Source organism: Arthrobacter sp. 10L430 (assembly GCF_056395245.1).
This window is the reverse complement of sequence record NZ_JBFTJD010000007.1, coordinates 68,881-88,983: the sequence shown is the minus strand read 5'-3', so window position 1 is coordinate 88,983 and position 20,103 is coordinate 68,881. Positions and strand designations below refer to the sequence as shown.

General features: G+C 64.8%; 20 protein-coding genes. 11 read left to right on the top strand and 9 right to left on the bottom strand.

Features of this window, described 5'->3' with window-relative positions; all coding sequences use genetic code 11:
* Positions 1–318: 318 nt before the first annotated feature.
* Together AC1DDG_RS09720 and AC1DDG_RS09715 are read right to left on the bottom strand one after the other, a co-directional pair.
* The gene (locus AC1DDG_RS09720) at positions 319–948 is read right to left on the bottom strand and encodes an APC family permease (RefSeq protein WP_476875923.1); all 630 of its coding nucleotides are present in this window, start codon (positions 946–948) and stop codon (positions 319–321) included.
* Positions 949–958: 10 nt separating this feature from the next.
* A complete protein-coding gene (locus tag AC1DDG_RS09715; RefSeq protein ID WP_476875922.1) occupies positions 959–1,690 on the bottom strand; it encodes a carbon-nitrogen hydrolase family protein in 732 nt (243 codons plus the stop codon).
* 237 nt (positions 1,691–1,927) lie between these two features.
* Between AC1DDG_RS09715 and AC1DDG_RS09710 the strand changes: the two genes are divergently transcribed.
* Positions 1,928–2,680, top strand: coding sequence for a FadR/GntR family transcriptional regulator (locus AC1DDG_RS09710; RefSeq protein WP_476875921.1), 753 nt, complete (start codon positions 1,928–1,930; stop codon positions 2,678–2,680).
* Between the two features lie 59 nt (positions 2,681–2,739).
* A complete protein-coding gene (locus tag AC1DDG_RS09705) occupies positions 2,740–3,237 on the top strand; it encodes a DinB family protein (protein ID WP_476875920.1) in 498 nt (165 codons plus the stop codon).
* A gap of 414 nt (positions 3,238–3,651) precedes the next feature.
* Here AC1DDG_RS09705 and mmuM read toward each other — a convergent pair whose 3' ends face one another.
* Positions 3,652–4,620 carry a homocysteine S-methyltransferase gene (gene mmuM, locus AC1DDG_RS09700; protein WP_476875919.1) on the bottom strand — a complete coding sequence of 323 codons (969 nt, stop codon included), beginning with the start codon at positions 4,618–4,620 and terminating at the stop codon, positions 3,652–3,654.
* 173 nt (positions 4,621–4,793) lie between these two features.
* Here mmuM and AC1DDG_RS09695 point away from each other — a divergent pair, with 173 nt between their 5' ends.
* From AC1DDG_RS09695 to AC1DDG_RS09685, 3 genes are read left to right on the top strand one after another with little or no spacing between them, the layout of a single operon-like run.
* Positions 4,794–5,243, top strand: coding sequence for a hypothetical protein (locus AC1DDG_RS09695; RefSeq protein WP_476875918.1), 450 nt, complete (start codon positions 4,794–4,796; stop codon positions 5,241–5,243).
* On the top strand, positions 5,240–5,992 hold the full coding sequence (locus tag AC1DDG_RS09690) for a cyclase family protein (RefSeq protein WP_476875917.1): 753 nt from the start codon (positions 5,240–5,242) through the stop codon (positions 5,990–5,992). Before AC1DDG_RS09695 ends, AC1DDG_RS09690 begins: the two co-directional genes overlap by 4 nt.
* Before the next feature lie 32 nt (positions 5,993–6,024).
* Positions 6,025–6,801, top strand: a complete 777-nt coding sequence (locus AC1DDG_RS09685; protein WP_476875916.1) for an IclR family transcriptional regulator — start codon at positions 6,025–6,027, stop codon at positions 6,799–6,801.
* Here the strand turns inward: AC1DDG_RS09685 and AC1DDG_RS09680 are convergent.
* Both AC1DDG_RS09680 and AC1DDG_RS09675 read right to left on the bottom strand, forming a co-directional pair.
* On the bottom strand, positions 6,798–7,598 hold the full coding sequence (locus AC1DDG_RS09680; RefSeq protein ID WP_476875915.1) for an IclR family transcriptional regulator: 801 nt from the start codon (positions 7,596–7,598) through the stop codon (positions 6,798–6,800). The genes AC1DDG_RS09685 and AC1DDG_RS09680 overlap by 4 nt on opposite strands.
* 125 nt (positions 7,599–7,723) lie before the next feature.
* Positions 7,724–9,163: an amino acid permease gene (locus AC1DDG_RS09675; protein WP_476875914.1), complete on the bottom strand. Its 1,440-nt coding sequence runs from the start codon at positions 9,161–9,163 to the stop codon at positions 7,724–7,726.
* Between the two features lie 297 nt (positions 9,164–9,460).
* Here AC1DDG_RS09675 and AC1DDG_RS09670 point away from each other — a divergent pair, with 297 nt between their 5' ends.
* Both AC1DDG_RS09670 and AC1DDG_RS09665 read left to right on the top strand, forming a co-directional pair.
* Positions 9,461–10,513 carry a homoserine dehydrogenase gene (locus tag AC1DDG_RS09670; RefSeq protein ID WP_476875913.1) on the top strand — a complete coding sequence of 351 codons (1,053 nt, stop codon included), beginning with the start codon at positions 9,461–9,463 and terminating at the stop codon, positions 10,511–10,513.
* The gene (locus AC1DDG_RS09665) at positions 10,506–11,918 is read left to right on the top strand and encodes an aldehyde dehydrogenase family protein (RefSeq protein ID WP_476875912.1); all 1,413 of its coding nucleotides are present in this window, start codon (positions 10,506–10,508) and stop codon (positions 11,916–11,918) included. Before AC1DDG_RS09670 ends, AC1DDG_RS09665 begins: the two co-directional genes overlap by 8 nt.
* Before the next feature lie 95 nt (positions 11,919–12,013).
* Here the strand turns inward: AC1DDG_RS09665 and AC1DDG_RS09660 are convergent, their stop codons facing one another.
* Positions 12,014–12,481 carry an Lrp/AsnC family transcriptional regulator gene (locus AC1DDG_RS09660; protein WP_476875911.1) on the bottom strand — a complete coding sequence of 156 codons (468 nt, stop codon included), beginning with the start codon at positions 12,479–12,481 and terminating at the stop codon, positions 12,014–12,016.
* A gap of 75 nt (positions 12,482–12,556) precedes the next feature.
* Between AC1DDG_RS09660 and AC1DDG_RS09655 the strand changes: the two genes are divergently transcribed.
* The gene (locus AC1DDG_RS09655) at positions 12,557–13,291 is read left to right on the top strand and encodes an HAD hydrolase-like protein (protein ID WP_476875910.1); all 735 of its coding nucleotides are present in this window, start codon (positions 12,557–12,559) and stop codon (positions 13,289–13,291) included.
* 129 nt (positions 13,292–13,420) lie between these two features.
* On the opposite strand, the gene AC1DDG_RS09650 is transcribed toward AC1DDG_RS09655, so the two are convergent.
* Both AC1DDG_RS09650 and hisC read right to left on the bottom strand, forming a co-directional pair.
* The gene (locus AC1DDG_RS09650; RefSeq protein WP_476875909.1) at positions 13,421–14,848 is read right to left on the bottom strand and encodes an amino acid permease; all 1,428 of its coding nucleotides are present in this window, start codon (positions 14,846–14,848) and stop codon (positions 13,421–13,423) included.
* 53 nt (positions 14,849–14,901) lie between these two features.
* A complete protein-coding gene (hisC, locus tag AC1DDG_RS09645) occupies positions 14,902–15,999 on the bottom strand; it encodes a histidinol-phosphate transaminase (protein WP_476875908.1) in 1,098 nt (365 codons plus the stop codon).
* A 93-nt stretch (positions 16,000–16,092) separates the two neighbouring features.
* Here hisC and AC1DDG_RS09640 point away from each other — a divergent pair, with 93 nt between their 5' ends.
* From AC1DDG_RS09640 to AC1DDG_RS09630, 3 genes are all read left to right on the top strand, one after another.
* The gene (locus tag AC1DDG_RS09640) at positions 16,093–16,596 is read left to right on the top strand and encodes an Lrp/AsnC family transcriptional regulator (RefSeq protein ID WP_476875907.1); all 504 of its coding nucleotides are present in this window, start codon (positions 16,093–16,095) and stop codon (positions 16,594–16,596) included.
* A 120-nt stretch (positions 16,597–16,716) separates the two neighbouring features.
* The gene (locus AC1DDG_RS09635; protein ID WP_476875906.1) at positions 16,717–18,390 is read left to right on the top strand and encodes a thiamine pyrophosphate-binding protein; all 1,674 of its coding nucleotides are present in this window, start codon (positions 16,717–16,719) and stop codon (positions 18,388–18,390) included.
* A gap of 165 nt (positions 18,391–18,555) precedes the next feature.
* Complete coding sequence (locus AC1DDG_RS09630) at positions 18,556–19,452, top strand: ketopantoate reductase family protein (protein WP_476875905.1); 897 nt, start codon at positions 18,556–18,558, stop codon at positions 19,450–19,452.
* Between the two features lie 353 nt (positions 19,453–19,805).
* Here AC1DDG_RS09630 and AC1DDG_RS09625 read toward each other — a convergent pair whose 3' ends face one another.
* The gene (locus AC1DDG_RS09625) at positions 19,806–20,093 is read right to left on the bottom strand and encodes a hypothetical protein (RefSeq protein ID WP_476875904.1); all 288 of its coding nucleotides are present in this window, start codon (positions 20,091–20,093) and stop codon (positions 19,806–19,808) included.
* Between the last annotated feature and the right edge of the window lie 10 nt (positions 20,094–20,103).

Genomic DNA, 20,103 nt, shown 5'->3' with positions numbered 1-20,103 from the left:
GACCAAACTAATCGACTTCGTAAAGGTTGAGGGGCGATACCCCACATACAGTTCCACGTCAACGGAGGAACGCACCCTGGCTATGTGGTTGCAGAGGCGTCGGCGTAACGCTGCAGCCGGGACGCTTGCCCCAGCCTTTCGCGAAGGACTGCAGGCCTTGTCGGGGTGGGAGGCAAACACACGTGCCTGGTCAGACGAATCGAGATGGCAGGAACGCTTGACCGCTCTGATCGAGTACCGCGCAAAGGGCGAGGATTGGCCGCGCCACAAGAAGACCGCGACCGCGGAGGAACATGTTCTGGGTGTGTGGCTGCATACTCAACGGTTCAAAAATGCCCGCTGCGCACTACACAAAGCTAAACGGACGGCTCTTGATACTGCCCTGCCAGGATGGCAGGAAGGCCGGATACGAGGCAGGAAACGTTCCTCTAGAGACTGATTCCTCTTATACCATTGTTGATTCTGGTGGGCGGTGGCGGGCCGCGGTACTGGCGAGTTCCTGGCAAATAGCGCCGTCCAGCGGCTCGGCCTTCTCCGGGAATGTCGCGTCCACCTTCTTCTTCTCGTAGGTGGCGTACTCCGGGAAGACGACCAGCGCGGCGCCGTCGAGCGCTGCCTCTGCGGCGAACCGGTCGATCGCGGCGAGAAGAGGTAGTCCAGCAGGATGGCCCAGCCCACGAGGAACCCCACCCGGGGATCGATGGAGCGGCGGACGTAGGTGTACGCGGAGCCGGCCACGGGGTACGCGATGGCCATCCGGCCGCAGCTGTGCGCCGTGAACAGCATGGCGACCATTGCCACCAGGTAGGCCGCCGGGGATGCCCCGCCGGTGGTTTCGGCGATGATGCCGAAAATCCCCAGGACGATCAGCGGGGTCAGGTACGCCAGGCCGAACAGGACCAGGCTGGGCAGTTTCAGCGTGCGGGTGAGCGTGGGTGAAGTTGTCACGGGTGATTCCTTAGGCGTTGAAGGACTGGGGAGCCCAGGTGGCCGGGCTGATCCGGCCCTGGTAGACGGGCAGTTCGACGGCGTCCTCGCAGTCGCGGAACTGGGACCAGGGGCGGTTGAGGTTTTCGGTGCCGTGGGTCCTGACGTGCTCGACGGCGGCAAGGTCCAGTTCCGCGGTGAGCAGCACTGGTGCGTCATCGGGGGCCTCGGCGAGGGTGTTGCCCTCGGGGTCGACGATGATGCTCAGGCCTTTGCCGGTGGGGCCGGCGCAGTTGACGCTGACCACGAAGACCTGGTTCACGATGGCGTTGGCTTTGGCGAGCACCAGCTCCTGGCGGCGGTCCGGCGTCGTGGTTTTGACGACGTTGAGGATCACCTCGGCGCCCATCCAGGCGAGTTGGCGGGACACCTCCGGGAACCAGGCGTCGTAGCAGATGTTCAGGCCCACCCTGCCGACGCCGGCCAGGTCCACGGTGGTGAACCGGTCGCCGGGGTCGTAGGGCTCGAACGGGCGCCAGGGGAAGACCTTCCGGTAGTAGCCGGCGAGCTCTCCTTCCGGGGACAGGACCAGCTGGGTGTTGAACAGCTGCCCCTCGGGACCACGTTCGCACACGCTGCCCGGGACCAGCCAGATGCCCAGGTCCGCGGCGAGCTGCTTCAGCTCCTTGACCCGGGGACCCTCCAGCGGTTCCGCGGCGGCCTGGAGCATTTTTGTGCGCTGCTGGTCGGTCCTGATCTCCAAAGAGGTGCAGTTCGGGGAAGACGATGAGCTTGCTTTGCGGCTGGGCGGCGAGGGCGGCGGTGACCTCGTCCGCGAAGGCCGACACGGGTTCACCGATGAGGCGCGGCGGCGCTTGGGCTGCGATGAGGGGAAGGGTGCGTTGCATGGTTATCTCCACGTTGGGGATGTGATCGGAGTTATATTAGATCAGAATGATCCAATTATGGGAGGGGGGGTTTGGGCCATAAAGTAGCGGATATGACCCGTCAGTTGGAGGACACCGCCGACACCTCGCCCATCGGCGCAGGGAGGCTGGCCGGCATCGACCGGCGCAGCGCCATCGACGCCGTGCGGCTACGGATCGGCATGGCGATTTCGCTTGGGCTGCTGAAACCAGGTGAACGCCTGCCCGACCAGGAGGACGTGGCCCTGGGCCTGTCCGTCAGCCCGATCACCGCCCGCCGGGCGCTGGCGAGCCTGGCGGAACAGGGCGTGGTGGTCCGCCGCCGCGGCCGGGGCGGCGGAACGTTCGTGGCCGATGAGCCGCCGCGGAATGTGCTGGCCGAGCTCTCGGCATCACCTGCCGAATCCCAGGCCGTGAACCGGCTGGTGGACCGGAGGCTGCTCTTTGAATGCGCTGTGACGCACTACGCGGTGCTCAACGCCACGGCTGAACAGCTGGACGAGCTCGACCGGCTGACCAATGACATGGCCGAATCCACCGACTGGTCCGACTACCATCAGGCAGACGAGCAGTTCCACCAGCTGGTGGGCACGGCGTCGGGGCTGGGGACCGCCGTCGAGGTTTATTACGAGACGCTGGCGGAGCTCTACGCCTACTTCATCCCCTACCCGATCGAGCTGCTGCACAAATCAAACTGCGACCACGTCGCGCTTGTGGCTGCCCTGCGTGCCGGCCACGGCGACGAAGCGGTGGAGATCGCCCGCAAGCACGTGGACATCCTGCACCGGACCATGTTCATGGGCCTGGCAGAGCGAACGGACAAATGAGGCCCGCACTGACCGTGCCATCCGTTGCCGCCGCGCGGCCCCCTTGGCATACTGCGTGCATGCCTTCACTTCCAGCCACTTCCGCCGAGGACGTCATCAACGAGCCGGTGCGGATCCAGTTCGAGGCCTTCCTCGATGAGCACCGCAGCAGGCTCAATGCCTGCCTGGACGGCCTGACCGAGGAGCAGGCGCGCCGGACTTTGGTGCCCTCGCGGACCACGCTGCTGGGACTGGTCAAGCATGCGACCTTCGTGGAAAAGGTCTGGTTCGACGAAGCGATCAACTGCCGCTCCCGCGCAGACATCGGCATCCCGGCCACGCCGGACGAGTCATTCATCCTGAGTGACCAGGATTCGATTGACAGCATCCAGTCCGCCCACCGCGACGCTTGCGAGGCGTCGCGCCGGGCGGCATCCGCGCTGCACCTCGACGACTTTGTCAACGGGAATCGGCGGGGCCCGCTGCCGCTGCGCTGGGTGTACCTGCACATGCTGCGCGAGCTCGCCCAGCACTGCGGGCACGCGGACATTCTCCGCGAACAGATCCTCAGGGGCTGACAGGTTGGACTACAGCAAAGACCCGCGCGTCGACCAGTACATTGACGCGCCGATGCCCGCGACTGCTCGCAACACCGGTACGGACGCACGCGGCGACATGGTCACCGAACTCCTTGGCCTGTGTGTTGCTGGCCGTTTTCCTCGACGGCTGGGCGCACATCAACCTGCCGAGCCTGGAGACGTTTTTCACCCCGTGGCACGCGGCCCTCTACTTAGGCATGCTGGCGACTTAGGCATGCTGGCGACGGCGGCGTGGACCGCCGTCGTGATCTGGCGCAACCGGACGCCTGGGCAGCCGCTGCTGCAGGCGATTCCCCCGGTCTACCGCGGAACGGCGATGGGCGTGGTCCTGTTGGTCCGCAGTGCCCGGGCGAGCGGGATGCGGGGGTTCCGGCCTGCTGAGGCAGCCAGCCGTCAGGGATTTCCCGTCAGCCTGGCCACGGCGGCAATGTCCTTGGGGGTCGTCCGGCAGCACCCGCCGAGGAGCCGGGCACCAAGTTCACGCCAGACGGCGGCTCCTTCGGCCAGGCTTGCGGGCTGCTTGTTGCCGGCTCCCCCAGATGTGTCCCCGGCCGCGGCCGGCCGCCACTTTTTGGTGACCGCGTCGTAGATTTCGCCAGAATTTGGATACGCGATCAGGGGCGTGTCCGTGGCTTTGCCCAGGGCGCCCAGGGCGGGGGAAACCAGCTCCAGCGGCACACAGTTCACGCCAATGGCCACGACGGACGGCTGCGCCCTGGCGAGCTTTGCCACCTGAGCCAGCGGTGTGCCGTCGCTGATGTGCCCTCCGTCCCGCAGCGTGAAGGAGAGCCAGCCTTCGACGTCGAACTCTTTCATGAGTGCCATCAGGGCCTCGGCCTCCGGCAAGGACGGCAGCGTCTCACAGGCAAGAAAGTCCGCTCCGGCGTCCACCAACGCGGCAATTCGCGGCCGGTGGAACTCCATGAACTCGTTTCGGCTGAGGAAGTAGTCTCCCCGGTATTCCGACCCATCGGCCAGGTATGCGCCGTACGGACCGACCGATCCTGCAATCAGCAGGGGGCCTGCACCCGGGTTTTCGGCCAGGTGCTCGCTGCGAGCCTCGTCGGCCAGGCGGACACTCAATGCCACCAACTCCAGGGCCTCTCCTTCGCCAATGCCGCGCCGCGCAAATCCCTGGGGTGTTGCCTGATAGCTCGCCGTGATCGCCACCGCTGCTCCGGCGCGGAAGTAATCGCGGTGCACGCGCTTGACGAGCTGCGGCTGTTCCAGGAGGACTTTGGCCGACCACAAGGGGTCGTCCAGATCGCAGCCGTGCGCTTCCAGCTCGGTGGCAAGTGCGCCGTCCACGGTCAGGATCGCTCCGGCATCAAGCATGCGGGAGAGCTTGGTGTTACTGGGCATTGTTTGGGCTCCAAGCGGTTCGTTCGTCCATGGCTGTCGGGCACGGTGCACGTGGTGCACGCGTTATGCACGATGGCTATGTTCATAATAAGCATTTTTCAATGCTTGTAATGATCATCACACCGTGCCACGATGGCATGCAAACACGTTACGGACCGATCAGGAGACTTCCCTTGAAGATTGAAATGAAACCAGTACGCAAGCTGCGTGTGCATTGGCCCGTAGCTTCGGAAACCTTCTCGCGGCTCGCCAGCGGCGACGCAGAAGCATTCAAAGACGAAGCGGGCATTGCGGCCCTGCTCGACGCTGTCGCGGAATCCCCTGACCTCGGGGACTTTGGCAACTACCGGCATGTCTTCGAATCCGGTTTGGGTTTTGAGGGGTTCACTTGCGCTGAAGGCGCCAATCCTACGTTGGGGCAGGTTGGTCAGCAGACAATTTCGCCGACCCTCGTCTTGACGACGTATTTCGATGCTGCGCTCGACGACGCTGCCGTGGAACGCTTCCTGCAGCACATCGTGGATATCCACCCTTGGGAGGTGCCCGTCATTGAGCTGACAGGGCCAATCAGCGTTTCCAACACTGCGCTTCCTGCATTGGTTGAAAGCCAGGCCACGTCATGACTCAAGTCACCACAACCGCCCTCTGGGACGGCCTGCAGACGCTGATTGCCGGCAGATCGTTCACTGACCTGACGCACGCCTTCCACCCCGGCCAGCCACACTTCCCGGCATTCCCCGACGAAATCAGGGAGCCCGTCTTCGATCTGGAGAAAGGTGACGGTTTCACCGCTCACCGCTACTCGATCATCGGACAATGGGGAACACACGTTGATCCTCCCTCGCATTTCATCTCAGGAGGAAGGACCCTGGACCAGATTCCCGTGGAGGAGATGGTCCTTCCGCTGGTCCTCTTGGACATCACCGAGCGCGTCATCGCTAATGCGGACGCCACTCCCCAGATGGAGGACGTCCAGGCCTGGGAACACCGCAATGGCGCCATCCCACCCGGGGCCTTTGTGGCATTGCGGACAGGCTGGAGTGACCGTTGGCCTGACGCTGCCGCCATGGCAAACAGGGACGATCACGGTGTCAGCCATACACCGGGCTGGTCGCAGGAAGTCCTCTCCTTCCTGATTGAGGAGCGGTCGGTTACCGCCGTCGGTCATGAGCAGACGGACACAGACCCGGGACTGGCCACATCCCGCCAGGATTTCACGCTGGAGACCTACGTCCTGGCACAGAACCGGTGGCAGATCGAGCTGATGGCGAACCTGGACGGACTTCCAGAAGCGGGCGCTGCCCTCATTGCCACGTGGCCCAAGCCACTGCGGGGCAGCGGTTTTCCTGCCCGGGTCTTCGCCATCCATTAGGAGGCGTTCCTCCAGTGACTAGAATCGGACCCATGTCTAAGACATCCAGCATGGGCCGGGGAATCATGGCTGTCCTCGCGGTGGGCTCCCGCAACGCAGAAGGCCTGCCTGGCGGAACGGTCGCTGATATAGCAACCGACCTGGGCAAGGACCGCAGCCAGATTGCGCGCAGCCTGCGGACGGCCCAGCAGGAGGGGTTTCTGGTCCGCAAAGACCACCGGACCTACACCGTCGACTGGTCGCTCCTGACGGACGCGCAGCTGTTGTCCGAACAACGGTTGCAGACCGACGGCGCCACCGCGCTGGCAGGCTTGGCCCGTGAAACTGATGAAGGATGCTTCCTTGGAATTCTGAGCGGAGACAGCACCGTCACCATCGGTGAGCATGTTCCGGCAAGTAGCAACATGATCGGTTCATGGCTGGGCCGGCCATACCCGGCCTACTGCAGCGATGCCGGCCAGGCTCTGCTGTGGGAAACGTCCGACGACGAGGTCCGGACCCTTTTCTCCGGTGTCGCTTTCGTGCGCCATGGCCCCAATACGCCCCTTGACGTGGAGGACTTCCTGTCACGACTACGCGCGGCCCGGGCGCGGGGATACTCCATTGTCGACGAGGAAGCCGAGCCGGGGCTGTATTCCCTGGCCGTTCCGATTCGGGACTTCAAGGGCGACGTGGTGGCAGCGCTGCAGGTCGTAGGCGCCAAGACCCGCCTGCAGCCGAGGTTGGAAGCCTGCGCCACGGCTCTCGTGTCCTGGGGAAGGTGGCTTGAGTCCATGCTGGGTCAGGTCCCGCCGAAGAATGTGCCTTAGCTGGCAAGACCCTTCCGGCCAGCGCTGTTTCGCGTGCCGCCCTGGCAGGAGCCCAGCCGTTGGGCTGCTTCCCACAGGGCCTTTGCAATGTCATCTGCGCCGGACATGATCTCGGCCCGGCTGCCCAGGACGCTGAGCGCTGCAAGAACGGAACCGTCGGCGGTGCGGACCGGAACCGCCAGTTCGTAGACTCCATGCTCGAACTCTTCCTCCGCGACAACGAAGCCCCGCGCCCGGTCCCGGTCCATCAATTCGACGACTTCCTGCGGCGAATGGGCCGCCCCCGGACCGCCCACGCCAATGAAGTTGACGTCCGCAAGGAGGGCCTCAACGGCTGGCTGCTCCTCGTCCCACAGCAGAGCCCGGCCGGACCCGGTGCACCACACGGGTGTCACCATGCCGGGTTTCACGAAGCCGCCGGGAACCGCGTCATTGCTGGAGGTCCGCAGGAGCATGACGCGGAAGCCCTCCCGGACGGAAAGTCTGGATCTAAGGCCGAACGAGGCCACCAAAGCCTCAAGTTCGGTTCTTGATTCGCGGACCCAGCCCGTATTCAAAGCGGCTGCCAGCGTAAAAAAACGTGGACCGGTCCGGAATGGCCCGCGTTCGACGCGTTCCAGCAGTCCCAGCTCGCACAATTCCTGAGTCAACCGGGAGACACGGCTTTGGTCCATCTCCAGCTCGGATGCGATCTGGGAAACGCCGAGTAGCCGCCTTCCCCACTTCTCCCGGTCTGCGACCAGCCGAACTATCCGAAGGCCTTGGGCCATGGATGACGCTTCCGAGGAAGAATCCATGCTCCGTGCTCCTTCCGCCTGATAACTACGCCTATTCTCACATGTCCCCACAGAACGCCGAGCTTGGTGGCGGGGGACGAAAGCCTCCCGCCACCAAGCTACGCGGACGATAGTTTGTGACGGCGTCAGGAGGTCTGGTTTGCGCGCGCCTTGCGTCCGTACTTGAAGTAAAAGAAGGCATAGCAGGCGCCAACGAAAGTGAATCCGAAATAGAGCGCTGCCACCTGGTTCGGGTCATAGGCGATGCCGATGAGCGAGATGACACAGAGCGAGAAGGCCAGGACAGGCACCAGCGGGAACAGCGGGGCCTTGTAGGGAAGCGCAGCGACATCACCGCCATTCTTGACGAAGGATCTCCTGTGGAAGAAATGCGAGGCGGTGATGGACATCCAGACCCCGACGACGGCGAATCCCGCCACCGATACGAGAGCCAGATATACCGTTTCAGGTGCAACGACGCTGCTGATGAGGGATGCCAGGCCACCGAGCATGCTGACGGAGAGTGCAGTCATGGGAATACCGCGTCGGGTCAGCTTCTTCAGCGCCCGGGGCGCATGCCCCTCGTCGGCAAGGGAGTAAAGCATCCGTGCGCAGGAGAAGAGGCCACTGTTACCGGCTGAAAGGAGTGCGGTGATGATGACGAAGTTCATGATGTCGGCGGCATAAGGAATGCCGATGGATGAGAAGACCGTCACGAACGGGCTTTCATCCAGCCCGACCTGCTCGAAGGGGACGGTGGCGGCAATGACAGCGATTGCCCCGACGAAGAAGATCAGCAGACGGATGACGGTGCTGCGCATCGCTTTGGGGATACTGGTGGCCGGGTCAACGGTTTCGCCCGCCGCCACACCGATGAGTTCTGAACCCGAGAAGGCGTAGAACACCGCAAGCGCAGTGACCAGGACACCCGTGAAGCCGTTGGGGAAGAGACCGCCGGAAGTGTTGAAGTTTTCAAACATGCTGGGATGGTTGGCCGCCTCGCTGAGCGGGTGGAAGCCGAACAGCGCCGCGCCGCCGAAAACGATGAGAACCACGATGGCGCCGACCTTGACGATGGCAAACCAGAACTCAGATTCGCCGAAGAATTTCGAAGAAACCGCATTGAAGCCGAACAGGACCGAGGCGAAGATAAGGCACCAGACCCAGACGTCAACACCCGGGAACCAGCGCTGCATCAGGAGACCGGAAGCCGTGAACTCCGATCCGATGGCCACCGCCCAGCAGAGCCAGTAGAGCCAGGCGGTGGTGAACCCGGTGGCCGGCCCGATCGACCTCGCCGCGTAGATATGGAAGGCCCCTGAGACCGGATAAGCGATGGCAAGTTCACCGAGGCAGGCCATCACCAGGTACACAACAAAGGCGCCGATGAGATACGCGATGACCGCCCCAAGCGGCCCGGCCTGGGAAATGGTGTACCCCGAGCTGAGGAAAAGCCCGGAACCGATCACCCCGCCCATGGCGATCATGACCAGATGCCGCGCCCCCATGGACCGCCGGAGCCCCGACTCGGTCGAGGGCGGAATGGTGGGCTGCGGTTCTAGCTGGACAGGTGATGACGGTTCCATGGTTTCTCCCAGGTGAGTGGCAGGTGTGATGCGAAGGATGCGCACGTGGCCTGGCGTGGGTCAAGCCGACTCGGGCTGCGCAGTAGCGACAGTGATGAAAGTAACACGAAACGGCCGTTCTGGTCATTAAAAACATCTTCACATGTCTATGTTGAACGTAAGTTACGTTCCGGTGTACATGCCGAATCGGCAGGCGGATGGTCAGTTCGCCCTGCTTTTCGGTCACAATCACATGCGCTGACGGACATGGAATGCGGTCAGCATTGGAGGACCGATGTAACTGACTGAAGGAGCACCATGACCACCTACGACATTGCGCTGATCGGCTTCGGCGGCGTCAACAGGACGCTGGCCGAACTGATCGCTACGCGTGGTGAGAGACTTCGTTCCGAACTGGGCTTCGGCCTGCGGGTCGTGGCCATCACCGACCTACGCTTCGGATCCTTGGTCCAGCCCGAAGGCGTGGACCTCTCCGTTGCCCTCAAACTGGGCGGCGACAATGAAACCTTTGCAGCGTACGGCGGATCCGCCGACACCAACAACGAATCCGTGATCCGCAACTGCCCAGCGGACATCATTTGCGAGGCCACCTTCACTAATCCCGAAGACGGCGAGCCGGCAGTTTCACATGTGCGCTGGGCACTCGAATCCGGCAAGAGCGTCTGCACCACAAACAAGGGCCCGGTTGCCCTCCGCGGCGCCGAACTGAGCTCCCTCGCCGAACAGAACGGCGTGCACTTCGAGTTCGAGGGCGCCGTCATGAGCGGCACCCCCGTGATCCGCCTGGCCAAGAAGATGTTCGCAGGGCTGAAACTGAACGGCTTCGAAGGCATTCTCAACGGCACCAGCAACTATGTGCTCGGGCGGATGGAAGCCGGCCTGGACTTCCACGCGGCCATCAGGGAGGCACAGGAACTCGGCTACGCTGAAGCAAACCCCGCAGCCGACATCGAGGGCTACGACGTTCAGCTCAAGGTCCTCATCCTCGCCAACGAACTGCTGGACGCCGGCATAGAGCTCAAGGACGTTCATCGGCAGGGGATTTCCACCGTGACGCCGGAAGATATTCGGAAGGCAGCCCGCGCGGGGCGCCGCTGGAAGCTCGTCGGCGCGGCACGACGGAATCCGGACGGGTCCGTGACTGCAGGCGTATCCCCTGTAGCGCTCCCCCTTGATCATGGGCTGGCAGGGGTTGCCGGCGCGACCAATGCCGTGTCCTTCGAGACCGATCTTCTGGGCGCAGTAACCATCTCCGGACCGGGAGCCGGGCGCGTGGAGACCGCCTACGCGCTGCTCTCTGACATCATCGCAATCCACGTAGCCAGGACGGAGGTATCCGCAAATGCCTGAATCCACGCTCTGTTCGGCAGAAACCGCGCTGCCACAGTTCCGTGACGTGACGAGCCCCTACGACGGCAGCGTGGTCGGCGCGGTTTCGCTGACCGATGCCACCGCCGGCAAGGCCGTGATCGAAACGGCCCGCGTCGGCGCCCGGAAGGCACGGGCCCTGTCCCGCGCCGCACGCGGGAAGATCCTGGACGGTGCCGCAACGGAGATCGAGCAGCGCAGCGAGGAGTTCGCACTAACGATAGTGTCCGAGGCCGGGAAAACGATCCGCCAGGCACGGAAGGAAGTGCTGCGCGCGGTCAACACGCTCCGCCTGTCCGCTGCCGAAGCGCGCCGGAACGCAGGCGAAGTCATCCCCTTCGACTCCTATGAAGGCTCAGAGGACCGCACCGGGTGGTACTCGCGCGAACCACTGGGCATCATTGCCGCGATTACCCCGTTCAACGATCCCCTCAACCTGGTGGCGCACAAGATCGGCCCGGCAATCGCCGGAGGAAACGCCGTGATTCTCAAACCCTCCGCGCTGACGCCGCTGTCAGCCCAGCAGCTCGCGGACGCCCTCGTGAGCTCGGGGCTCCCGCCGGAGGCCCTCACAATTGTCCACGGCGGCCGGGAAGTGGCCGAAACAATCATCAGGTCCCGGGACGTACGAATGGTGTCCTTCACCGGGGGGTTCTCTACGGGTGAAAGCATCGCCCGCACGGCGGGCTTGAAGAAGCTGTCCATGGATCTCGGCGGAAACGCACCTGTGATCGTCCTGGACGATGCCGACATCGAAAATGCAGTGGAATCCTGCGTCTCCGGAGCATTTTGGGCCGCTGGCCAGAACTGCGTGGGGGTGCAGCGGATTCTCATAGCCGCCCCGGTGTACGGCGCGTTCCGCCGGCGCTTCCTTGAGGCGGCGGCCAGGCTGGTTGCCGGAGATCCTTTAGATGAACGGACGGACGTCGGGCCCATGATCAGCCCGGCTGCGCTGCATGAGCTCCAAACCAAGCTGGACGAGGCCCTCGGCGCCGGCGCTGTCCTTCTTTCAGGCAATGTCACGGACGGCAACGTGCTTCACCCGACCGTCCTGGAAGCGGTCCCGACGGACAGCCGGCTGTGGAAGCAGGAGGTTTTCGGGCCCGTGGTCATGTTCCGCCAGTTCAGCACGTTCGAAGAGGCCATCGAAGTCGCCAACGCCATCGAGTTCAGTCTTCATGCGGGCATTTTCACCGACTCCCTGGCCAGGGCCATGGACGCAGCCCAACAGCTCGAAGCAGGCGGCGTCATGATCAACGACTCCTCTGATTACCGCTTCGACGGCATGCCGTTCGGCGGGGCCAAGTACGGAAGCATGGGCAGGGAGGGCGTCCATTTCGCGTATGAGGAGATGACCCAGCCAAAGGTCATCTGCATCAGGAACTGATCGAACCGGCGGGGGCGCGGCGGCGCCGTGCGCCCCCTCCAGTTCCTCGCTGTGCTGCCCGCCGGAAGTGCGGACCTCTCCGGAGTCTGATCGCTTCACTCCGTGGCGCGGGCCCCTCCGGGGCCCCGCCTGATGTAACTGGACAGCGTCATGGCCGTCACCGTGTCCGCGACGCCGGGAATGGCCGCAATCTGTTCCCAGATCTCCTGAACCCTCTCCAGCGACCGGGCCTCGACCCTCACCAGCAGATCAAAGTCACCGCTCACAACATCACACAAAACCACTTCCGGAATCGACCGCAGTACGGTGATGACGTCCGACCCCCGCACCCGGTCCTTCCTGTAAACCATCAGGAAGGCGGACACCGACCCCTGCCCCGGTGGGCCGGCAACGATCGTGTACCCCTGGATATACCCTTGCCGTTCCATCCGTTCGATCCGTTGGCGCACGGCATTCCTCGACAGCAGGACTTTGGTCGCCAGCTCCGCGTGGCTCATCCGAGCGTTCTTCGTTAGCTCCGCAAGAATCCTCTGGTCTATCTGATCAAGACTCACTCGATCCATGCCTACCCTTCACACCAAAATTTTCCCCGGCACACCCAGAACCGAACCAACTCCACGACCGAAAGCACTCGAAAAATGACACTTCTGCAGCAAGACCGTCCACCTCTCACTGGCATTAGCTGCGTCCTGTTCGACATGGACGGGACGCTGCTGGATTCAGCACCCGGCGTTACGGCAAGTGCTGCCCGAGCCCTGGCAGCCGTAGGCGCGCCGGTCCCCGCGATGGACAAACTGCGGCAATTCGTCGGCCCGCCGATGATCGAGTCATTCAGAACAGTCTCACAGTTGGACGACACAACCGCCCAAAGGGCCCTCCAACACTACCGCAAGGCATACGCCGACCACGGCGCTGAACAGTCTGGCCCATACGACGGGATCATCGAGCTGCTTGACCACCTGCGCTCGGCCGGCATGCCGATGGCTGTGGCCACATCCAAGGTGGAAGACCAAGCGGTAAGACTCGCACGAAGGTTTGGAATCGAAGGCCACTTCATCAACATCTGCGGGGCGTCCGACCGCGACGGAAGAGCGAGCAAGGCAGAGGTCATTGCCGAATTGCTGCTCCGCCTTCAATCCGAAGGCATAGACATCTCCAGTCCCGTAATGGTCGGAGACCGGAGCTACGACATCGCCGGAGCAGCCCACCACGGAATCCCGACAATATTCGCGCACTGGGGCTACGGGGACGCGGGCGAAGCGTCGCAGGCGGCCGCCGTTGTCGCCTCGCCTGCAGCCCTGCTGCCACTGATCGTTGCCAACCGCCGCCCGTCGGATGACCAGCACAGTTCTGCAAAGAGGTCCTGGCCGTGATCACCGTGCTGTTCGAACAGGAGGGCTACAAGACGCTCTCCCGCCAGGCCGTGACGGACGGGAAGCTGCTGACCGTCACGGCCCGGTGGGAGTAATCAGGACCTCCGGGGGCCGTGAAGTTGCCAGACTTCAGTCGATGAGCACCGGAGGCTCGGCGCGCTCCGAAGACTCGACGCGGCCAGGGACGGCGTTGGCAGAGCGCTTCATAGAACGGCGATGCAGCCAGTTTGCCACCGCCAAAAGCGCCACGAGTGCGAACGTGCTCAGGAGCTGGGGACGGGAATCCTCGCCGATGAATCCCACCGTGAAGATCGCGGCGAGGATGACCAGACCAAACACCGTGAGCCACGGGAAGCCGGGCATCCGCAGGGGAAGCTCCGTTCCCTCGCGGTCGGCGCGGAGGCGCAGCGCGAGCTGGGCGAGGAGCGCGGACGTCCACACCAGCAGGCAGGTCGAACCCACAATGTTCAGCAGGACGGGAAGGACCTTCTCCGGGAAAGCCAACTCCAGCACAACCGTGACAACGCCGAAAGCGACGCTGGCCAGGACTGCGACTACCGGGACCCGGGCCTTGGACACGGAGGCAAGCAGACGCGGCGCTTCCCCGCGCTCGGCCAGGGAGTACGCCATCCGTGACGCGCCGTAGAGGTTGGCGTTGAGGGCGGAAAGCAGTGCCGCCACGGCCACCAGGGTGATGGCGGTGGCCGCGCCGGGCATGCCGGCCGCGTCCAAGACCGCGGCGAACGGGCTCTTCAGCCCCGCCGAACCGACGGGAACCACGGCTGCGATGACGAAGATGGCGCCGATGTAGAAGACCAGGATGCGCCACAGCACGGTCCGGACTGCTTTCTTCACGCTGCGGGCAGGCTCGGCGGTCTCAGCTGCCGCCACGGACACGATCTCGGTGCCGCCGAACGCGAATGCCACCACGAAGAGTGCCGTGGCGATCCCGGCGAAACCGTTGGCCGCGAATCCGTCGCCGGTGAAGTGGGCCAGGCCCGGCGACGGGACGCCCGGCAGCCAGCCGAAGAGCAGGGCAGCGCCCACCAGGAGGAACCCGACGATAGCCGCCACCTTGAGCAGCGCAAACCAGAACTCGAACTCGCCGAAGTTCTTCACACTGGTGAGGTTCACGGCAGTGAGCACCACGATGAACACGAACGCCATCAGCCACACCGGCAGCGCCGGGAAGATGGTGGCCAGCAGGCCTGCCGCACCGAGCGCCTCGGCCGCGATCACGACCACGAGCTGCAGCCACCACAGCCAGCCCACCGTGGCGCCGGCCACCGGCCCGTAGGCCTTGGCGGTATAGACGGAGAAGGCACCGCTGTCCGGATTGGCGGCGGCCATCTCGCCGAGGGCCCACATCACCAGGATGATGAGGGTGCCGGCCACGAGGTAGGAGATCAGCACGGCCGGGCCGGCCGCCTGGATGCCGGCGCCGGAGCCGATAAAGAGGCCCGCGCCGATGGCGCTTCCCAGGCCCATCATCGTGAGCTGGCGAGGTTTGAGTGCGGCGCCCAGGGGGCGGGCAGACGTCATTGTCTGTTGTTCCATGGTGAGTCCTCTGGTTGTAGGTGGAACGGATGGGATTTCAGGTCAGTCGGTTTTCAGGCCGTGTGGGCTTCCAGGAGCCGGAGCACGCGATCGTTGGAGGCTGCGTCGGCAACGGTGATCCGCACACCGTCCCCCTGGTACGCCCGGACCAGGATGCCCGCGCGGTCAAACGCATCCACCAGCCTCGCCCGAAGACTTTCATCGGCACGGACCCACAGGAAGTTGCCCTGGCTCGCCTGGAGTTTCCAGCCCTGGGCTTCCAGCTGCGCGGTCATCCGTGCGCGCTCGTACTTGACGGCGGCGACGCGGGCTTCCATCTCCTCCCCCGCATCCAGCGAAGCGATGGCCGCCTTCTGGGCCAGCGCGCTCACGGAGAAGGGAAGGGCTGTCCGGCGCAGTCCCTCGGCGATGTCCGGTGCCGCCACGGCGTATCCCACGCGCAGGCCGGCGAGTCCGTACGCCTTCGAGAAGGTCCGCAGGATGCAAACGTTCGGGTACTGGCGGTAGAGCGCCAGGGAATCGGGGCCGCTGCCCGCTTCGGCGTATTCCACGTAGGCCTCGTCGACCAACACAAGGATGTCCGAGCGGACGGATTGCAGGAAGGCCTCGATGCGTTCTTGGCTGATCGGCACGCCGGTCGGATTGTTGGGGGTGCAGAGCAGGATAACCTTCGTGCGGTCAGTGACGGCCGCAGCCATGGCACCGAGGTCGTGCCCCTCAGCGGCGTCCAGCGGAATGCGGACCGGCCGGGCGCCTGCCAGCTCAACCAGGATGGGGTAGGCCTCGAAGGAGCGCCACGCGAAGATCACTTCATCTCCGGCGTCGCAAAGGCCGGTGATGATCTGCTGGAGGACGCCGACGCTTCCGGGTCCCACCGCTACCTCTCCGGCCGTGACGCCGAGGTGGCGGGCAATCCGTTCACGGAGTTCGACGGCGGCACTGTCAGGGTAGCGGTTCATGGTACCGGCCGCTGCGGCCACCGCGGCGGTGGCAGCGGGAAGGGGCTCGTAGTGGCTTTCGTTGCTGGCGAGGGCCGCAATGTCCATGCCGGCGCTGCGCCGGCCCGGGACGTAGGGCGGGAGGCCGGCCACCGCACCTCGAAGGGTGGGAAGCGCGGTGTCCGGTGCGGTCAGGAGCTGATCACGGGTCATGAGGACTGATCATGATTGTGACCCGGCCCACATTGCAAGATACCCTCTACCCATTGGGACTTCTGCTCAACTTCTACTCTCTGTGGTGAAAATATGACCATCCCGAACCCCCGCACCGTGGATTCCCTCGACGGCAGGATCATCCTGGCGCTCGACAAGGATCCCGAAGCCAGCGCCCTGGCACTCTCCCGGACGCTCGGCGTCGCACGGAACACGATCCACGCCCGGCTGGCACGGCTCGAGCGCAGCGGCGCCCTCCGCTCCTTCAGCCGGAGGCTGGATCCCGCCGCACTTGGATACGACCTGATGGCCTTCCTCTCACTGTCCATCAGCCAGACGCGGACAGGTGCAGTGGAAGACGGGCTCGCCGCTATTCCCGAGGTCATCGAGGTGCACGCCACCACCGGGGATGCGGACCTCATGGCCAAGGTGGTGGCACGCAGCACGGCCGATCTCTACCGCATCACCAACGAGATCCTGGAAATCGAGGGGATCCAACGGACCAGCACGGCCATTTCCGTACTGGAACTCATGCCGCCCCGCTACGACGGCCTCCTGAGCCGGCTTTCCGAGCAGGAAACCCGCTCTTCGAACTAAATGCGGGTGATGCACACCACAAGTGCGCATATTTTCAGTTCAATTGGCACTCGCCTGCCAAATATCCCAATCCAACTCGGCTCTCTTGCCTATCTGTGAACCAGCACACAAGATTCCTGCATGACTTCACTTACCGTCTCCGGCCGCGTGGCGCAGGTTCTCAGCAGCTATCTCAGCGATGTATTCGGCGTCATGGGCAACGGAAACGTCTACTTCCTGGACGCCGCGGAAAAGCTGGGCCTCCGCTTCTCCCCCGTCCGCCATGAAGGCGCCGCCATCGCCGCGGCCGACGCCTACTACCGGACATCAGGACGCCTCGCAGCGGGCACCACCACCTACGGCCCCGGCTACACCAATGCACTCACCGCCCTCGCCGAGGCGGTCCAGGCCCAGATCCCCGTGGTGCTGGTCACCGGGGACGCCCCGAGCAGCGGCGCCCGGCCTCAGGACGTGGACCAGGCGGCAATCGCTGCAGGCCTCGGCGCGGCGACCTTCACCGTCACCCGCGACGCCGCGGGCTCCATCACGCAGCAGGCGGTGGAGTACGCGCTGACCAAGCGGACCGCCGTCGTCCTTGCCATTCCCTACGACCTCGCGGCACTCGAAGCTGCGGACGAAGAGCTTCCCGCGCCGTCGGCACCAAAGTTTACGGACGACGTCGACGGCGGGCTCGGGCAGGCAGCCCGGCTGCTCGCCGGGGCGAAGCGGCCGCTGATCCTCGCCGGCCGCGGTGCGCATCTTGCCGGCGCCGGCCCGGAGCTCCGGGAGCTTGCCGACCGCCTGGGCGCGCTGACCGCCGGAACCGCCCTGGCGCTCAACCTCCTCCAGGGCGAGGGGTATCTCGGCGTCGCGGGCGGCTTCGGCACGGACACCGCGGCCGGGCTCATGGGTGAGGCTGATGTGGTCCTCGTGGCCGGGGCAAGCCTGAGCCCCTTCACCATGCGGTTCGGGCACCTGCTCGGCCCGGACAGCACCGTTATCCAGATCGATGCCGCCCTGCAGCCGACGCACCCCCGGGTGGACACCTTCGTCAGCGCGGACGTGAAGTCTGCTGCGGGACGCCTACTCCGGATCCTGGATGGCACGGCCTCGCCGGACGCCAGCCGCGCAGAAGCCTGGCGCGCGGAAGCGCGCAAGCGCCTGGCCGAAGGACCGGCCCACCATCCAGGCTCCGACGAGACCCCGGACGGCCGGCTGGATCCGCGTTCGCTTGCCACGGCACTGGATTCGGTGCTGCCGGAGCGCCGCACGGTGGTCCAGGACGGTGGGCACTTCGTCGGCTGGGCACCCATGTACTGGCGCATCCCGCGCCCCCAGGACCTGGTCATGGTGGGGACCGCCTACCAGGCCATCGGGCTCGGCCTGGCCAGCGCCGTCGGGGCAGCCCGCGCAGTGGAGGACGGCCGCACCCTGGTGCTGGTCTCCGGCGACGGCGGTTTCCTGATGGGCCTGTCCGACCTCGAATCGCTCATTGGTGCGGCGAGCAGCGCCGTCGTTGTGATCTACAACGATGCCGCCTACGGAGCCGAAATCCACCAGTACGGCTCCCAGGGCCTGACCGAAAAGCCCATGCTGATCCCCGAGGTGAACTTCAGCGGCATCGCCCGCGCGCTCGGTGCCGAGTCAGCGATCATCCGCTCCCTGGCGGACCTTTCCGCGCTCACGGACTGGATCGACGCCGGAGCCAAGGGAACCTTCGTGGCCGACTGCCGGATCACGTCGAGCGTCCGGGCCCCGTGGCTGAGCGAGTGGATGAAGGCCAAGCAGGAGGCGAAGGCGGCGGTGGCGGGCTAGCTAACCCTGGCGATAACGAAGTGATCAGGCATGCCAGGCGAATGCCACCCGCACAGTCCCGTTGAAACCCCTAGCCTTGGAACATCGGATACAAAGCCTCATCTGCTGTTCCAGGCTCCTGTTTCCGGTTAATCCTTGAAAACCACCCCGGAAAGGTATGTACCCATGCGGATACTCGTCGTCGGAGCCGGAGCCACAGGCGGGGCGTTCGGCACGCTCCTGCAGGAAGGGGGACGGGATGTCACCTATTTGGTGCGGCCGCGCAAGCAGGACGTCCTTCGCCGCGACGGGTTACGCTTCATCTCCCCCACCGCTGACCGGACGCACCCGGTAAAAACCATCACGGCACCGGACGGGTCAGAGGCCTTCGATCTGATCCTCGTCACGGTCAAAGCCACCGCGTTCGAGGGCGTACTCGGCGAGCTTGGCGCTTTCGTGGGGGCTGGAACCAGCATCATTCCCATCCTCAACGGCATGGCCCATGTGGAGCGGCTTGAGCAGTTGTACCCGGGCCACGTGCTCGGCGGCCTGGCCCGGATCGTCGCCACTCTTGACGGCGATGTGGTCCGCCAGCAGATGCCCCTCACTTCCCTCACGGTGGGCGGGCTCAACGGAAACCTTGTCCCTACGGATGTTTCCGAGGCTCTGGACGTGCCCGGCGTCGACTTCTCGGTAGTGGACGACGTAGCCGGCGCCCTGTGGGAGAAATGGGTATTCATCGCGGCCGCGGGAATCGTCAACTGCCTGTTCCGGGCGCCGGTTGGACGGATCATCGAGGCCGGCGGGCGGTCCAGGATCCTGGAGGCCATCAGTGAAACCGAAGCGGTGGCGGCGGCGGCAGGACATCCCGTTTCCGACGCCGGTCATGCGCAGGCGGTCGGTATCCTGACTGAACCGGGATCGGCGTTCACTTCCTCCCTGTACCGGGACCTCAGCGCAGGGCTCCCATCGGAAGCCGAGCACATCCTCGGCGACCTTGCAGGCAGAGGCCGCAGCCTCAACGTCCCGACGCCACTGTTGGAGCTCACCCTCATCCAGATCAGGGCCAGCCTTCCAACCTGAACCACCACTCCGGCGCGGCCAGCAGGCGGCGGAGCCAGGGTCAAGAGCCGGCGAGCTGATCAACCGGCGACGCCGTGCTCTTCCCGCTGCCACAAGACCGGACAAGACCCTCTTCCCAGCAGAACTCGCGTCTAGGACCCCCCGATGGAACCTTCGTGGCCGACTGCCGCATCACGTCGAGCGTCCGGGCCCCGTGGCTGAGCGAATGGATGGAGGCCTCCCGGGCCGTGAAGGCTGCGGTGGCGGGGTAGTTGCCCGGCTGGCACGAAAAAGGAGGCCGACGACGACACCCAGTGTCGCCGTCGGCCTCCTTTTTATGCCCGGCGGTGCTATCCCCCGCAGGCCGCTGGACCCTATGCCGCCATTGGAAGCGATACGTAGCTGCCCTCGATGACGCTGGCGGCAACAACGGGAGTGCCGTCCACTGTGACATAGCTGCCACGGGTGACGGGGGGCAAGTTTCGGCCGCCGGCGACGGTGACATAGCTGCCCTCGACGCCGACGGGGACGCTGCCGGCGGGGAGAGTCACGTAGCTGCCGCCGCGCACTGCGGTGTCAGCGACAGTGATGCCGGTAGCGTTCGTGAGAGTGGTTTCGGTGGTGGATGAGGAGGTTGCGGGGCGTTCGGTCAACAAAGTCATGGGTTCTCCG

What these genes read in the sequence shown, in the direction of transcription:
- AC1DDG_RS09705 (WP_476875920.1), top strand. Translation starts at nt 2,740, where the DNA reads ATGCCTTCACTTCCAGCCACTTCCGCCGAGGACGTCATCAACGAGCCG.
- hisC (WP_476875908.1), bottom strand. Translation starts at nt 15,999, where the DNA reads ATGACCCGTGATCAGCTCCTGACCGCACCGGACACCGCGCTTCCCACC.
- AC1DDG_RS09675 (WP_476875914.1), bottom strand. Translation starts at nt 9,163, where the DNA reads ATGGAACCGTCATCACCTGTCCAGCTAGAACCGCAGCCCACCATTCCG.
- AC1DDG_RS09670 (WP_476875913.1), top strand. Translation starts at nt 9,461, where the DNA reads ATGACCACCTACGACATTGCGCTGATCGGCTTCGGCGGCGTCAACAGG.
- AC1DDG_RS09690 (WP_476875917.1), top strand. Translation starts at nt 5,240, where the DNA reads ATGACTCAAGTCACCACAACCGCCCTCTGGGACGGCCTGCAGACGCTG.
- mmuM (WP_476875919.1), bottom strand. Translation starts at nt 4,620, where the DNA reads ATGCCCAGTAACACCAAGCTCTCCCGCATGCTTGATGCCGGAGCGATC.
- AC1DDG_RS09655 (WP_476875910.1), top strand. Translation starts at nt 12,557, where the DNA reads ATGACACTTCTGCAGCAAGACCGTCCACCTCTCACTGGCATTAGCTGC.
- AC1DDG_RS09640 (WP_476875907.1), top strand. Translation starts at nt 16,093, where the DNA reads ATGACCATCCCGAACCCCCGCACCGTGGATTCCCTCGACGGCAGGATC.
- AC1DDG_RS09650 (WP_476875909.1), bottom strand. Translation starts at nt 14,848, where the DNA reads ATGGAACAACAGACAATGACGTCTGCCCGCCCCCTGGGCGCCGCACTC.
- AC1DDG_RS09710 (WP_476875921.1), top strand. Translation starts at nt 1,928, where the DNA reads ATGACCCGTCAGTTGGAGGACACCGCCGACACCTCGCCCATCGGCGCA.
- AC1DDG_RS09665 (WP_476875912.1), top strand. Translation starts at nt 10,506, where the DNA reads ATGCCTGAATCCACGCTCTGTTCGGCAGAAACCGCGCTGCCACAGTTC.
- AC1DDG_RS09680 (WP_476875915.1), bottom strand. Translation starts at nt 7,598, where the DNA reads ATGGATTCTTCCTCGGAAGCGTCATCCATGGCCCAAGGCCTTCGGATA.
- AC1DDG_RS09660 (WP_476875911.1), bottom strand. Translation starts at nt 12,481, where the DNA reads ATGGATCGAGTGAGTCTTGATCAGATAGACCAGAGGATTCTTGCGGAG.
- AC1DDG_RS09625 (WP_476875904.1), bottom strand. Translation starts at nt 20,093, where the DNA reads ATGACTTTGTTGACCGAACGCCCCGCAACCTCCTCATCCACCACCGAA.
- AC1DDG_RS09630 (WP_476875905.1), top strand. Translation starts at nt 18,556, where the DNA reads ATGCGGATACTCGTCGTCGGAGCCGGAGCCACAGGCGGGGCGTTCGGC.
- AC1DDG_RS09635 (WP_476875906.1), top strand. Translation starts at nt 16,717, where the DNA reads ATGACTTCACTTACCGTCTCCGGCCGCGTGGCGCAGGTTCTCAGCAGC.
- AC1DDG_RS09685 (WP_476875916.1), top strand. Translation starts at nt 6,025, where the DNA reads ATGTCTAAGACATCCAGCATGGGCCGGGGAATCATGGCTGTCCTCGCG.